The organism is Caballeronia sp., from assembly GCF_049581465.1.
Taxonomy (GTDB): domain Bacteria; phylum Pseudomonadota; class Gammaproteobacteria; order Burkholderiales; family Burkholderiaceae; genus Caballeronia.
On sequence record NZ_JBAUSA010000074.1, the window covers coordinates 1 to 2,396 of the forward strand.

At 60.1% G+C, this 2,396-nt stretch carries 2 protein-coding genes and 1 pseudogene; all 3 read right to left on the minus strand.

Annotated elements, in window-relative coordinates:
* Nucleotides 1–1,391 (minus strand): monocarboxylate uptake permease MctP (gene mctP / locus WCA53_RS01755; protein WP_423904836.1); only part of this gene is annotated, 1,391 nt, incomplete at its 3' end.
* A complete protein-coding gene (locus tag WCA53_RS01760; protein ID WP_423904839.1) occupies nucleotides 1,391–1,657 on the minus strand; it encodes a DUF3311 domain-containing protein in 267 nt (88 codons plus the stop codon). The genes mctP and WCA53_RS01760, both read right to left, overlap by 1 nt.
* A 227-nt stretch (nucleotides 1,658–1,884) precedes the next feature.
* Nucleotides 1,885–2,396: pseudogene (locus tag WCA53_RS01765) on the minus strand (spermidine synthase); the annotation flags it as partial.

Sequence of the window (2,396 nt, forward strand, 5' to 3'; positions counted from 1 at the left end):
TGGATCGTGTAGATGGAGCCGGCCAGTTTGAGCGAGACCGCCATCGCCGTGCCGGTCGCAATCCCGGCCGCCCAGCCGATCAGCAAGCCGCGGTGATCGAGAACCCGCGTGTACAGGCCGAGCACCAGGGCCGGCAGCGTCTGGATGATCCAGATCCCGCCGAGCAACTGCAACTGGATGGCGTAGGTCAGCGGCAGCGCGAGAATAAAGGCCACTGCGCCCACTTTCACCAGCAGCGACACCATCTTCGCAACGTTCGTTTCCTGCTCCGCCGTCATATTCTTGTTCACGAACTCGCGATGCACGTTGCGCGTGTACAGATTGGCAGCCGCAATCGACATGATGGCCGCCGGCACCAACGCGCCGATACCGATCGCCGCGAACGCCACGCCCACGAACCATGACGGAAAGAAGTGCAGGAACAGCGCCGGCACGGCGAAGTTCGCGCCATAAGCCTTGAAGTACGGCACGAATTCCGGCATGTCCTTCACGCCCGACGCGAGCGCCATATAGCCGAGCAGCGCCAGCATGCCGAGCACCAGCGAGTACGCCGGCAGCAACGCCATGTTGCGACGGATCGTGTTCCCCGATTTCGATGCCAGCACCGCCGTCACCGAGTGCGGATACAGGAACAACGCGAGTGCTGAACCGACCGCTAGCGTGGCGTACGCGCTATAGCCGTTCAGGCTGCCTGCATCCGGCGCTTTCAGCAGGATTTTAGCCGGATCGACCGCATGGAAGATCGCACCGAAGCCGCCAAGTTGCGCCGGAATAATGATCATGGCCGCGATGATCGTGATGTAGATCAGCACGTCCTTGACCACCGCAATCATGGCCGGCGCGCGCAAGCCCGATGTATACGTGTAGGCCGCCAGGATCGCAAACGCGATGATCAGCGGAAGATCGCCGATAAAGCCTGTCGTGTCGAAGCCGAGCGCACCGATCACCACTTCGATACCGACCAATTGCAACGCGATGTACGGCATGGTGGCGACAATGCCTGTTACCGCAATGGCCAATGCCAGCATCCGGCTGTTGTAGCGCGCGTGCACGAAGTCGGCGGCGGTCACGTAGCCGAACTTCTTGGAGATCGCCCACAGCTTCGGAAACACGATGAATGCGAACGGGTAGATCAGGATGGTGTACGGCACCGCGAAGAAGCCCATCGCGCCGGCACCGAATACGAGCGCGGGAACGGCAACGAACGTATAGGCCGTGTAGAGATCGCCGCCGAGCAGGAACCACGTAACGATCGTGCCGAAGCGACGGCCGCCGAGACCCCACTCATCGAGTTGGCCCAGATCGGCCTTGCGCCAGTGCGCCGCGACAAAACCAAGAATCGTCACGCCGACAAAAAACAGGACGAAGACGAAGGTTGCGGTGGAACTCATCATCGCGGGCTCCCTGGCGTGCCGGTCGTCGAGGTGGCAGCGGGGCCGTGAATCGGTTTGGTCTTTACATACACCGCAGCGGTAATCACCGCGCTAACCAGTACCCAAAGCAATTGATACCAATAGAAAAACGGAAAATCAAAGAGCGTGGGCTCTATCTTGTTATAAAACGGCACCCAGACCACGCCGATCCAGGGAAGGACCAAAAGCCAAAGCCATGCTTTGTTGCGGGTTCTGCCAGTGCCAGTCGCAGCGTCGTGAGCCATCACGGTCTCCTCTCTTGTCTTGAAACTTGGGCGTTGACCACGGTCGCGCCGGGTAGGTGTGGTTTGACGCCTGTCGAGCGTGTCGCGCGTGTCTTTATTGCGCCGCAAAAATAACTTGTGGAGTATATGGACGCGTAAAAGTGAGTCAAGCAGGGCGAACCCGAATCGTAATATGGATCGAAAGCCTGTTGAAATATTGCGCTTTCTTCCGCCCTGCTGCTTATTGATTAAATGGAGAAATGCGTGGCTGCATTCGCGCCCGCACGGGTCGCCAGGCCCGTTACCCATTGACGCGCGGGCAGCTTCAATTCCTTTTCAATCAGCTTTGCGCGCGTTTCGAGTTGCGCGTACGTCACATCGAGCGACGGACCGGCGAACGCAAGCGCGATGCGATTACCGTCGTGGACTTCAGGCAGCGCGATCACGCGGCCGTCGAAGGCTTCGTTCAGGCGCTTCATGTTGCGCACGAAGCTTGGGTGATCGCCGAACAGGTTGACCGTCACCATGCCAGCCGGCGCAGTCAGGCACGCCCGGCACGCACGATAGAACGCCAGGCTGTCGAGCACGGGGCCGCGCGCGGTGGCATCGTAGACATCGATTTGCAACGCGCCGATCGTGCCGTGGTTCGTGCGGTCGTTGACGAAATCCCATGCGTCCTGCTCATGGACGGTGAGACGTGCGTCATCGTTGGGCAGTTCGAACATGGTCCGCGCGGCGATCACGACGGACGGATTCAGCT

Excerpts from the sequence above, each read along its gene's own strand:
- WCA53_RS01760 (WP_423904839.1), bottom strand. The coding sequence starts at position 1,657 with ATGGCTCACGACGCTGCGACTGGCACTGGCAGAACCCGCAACAAAGCA.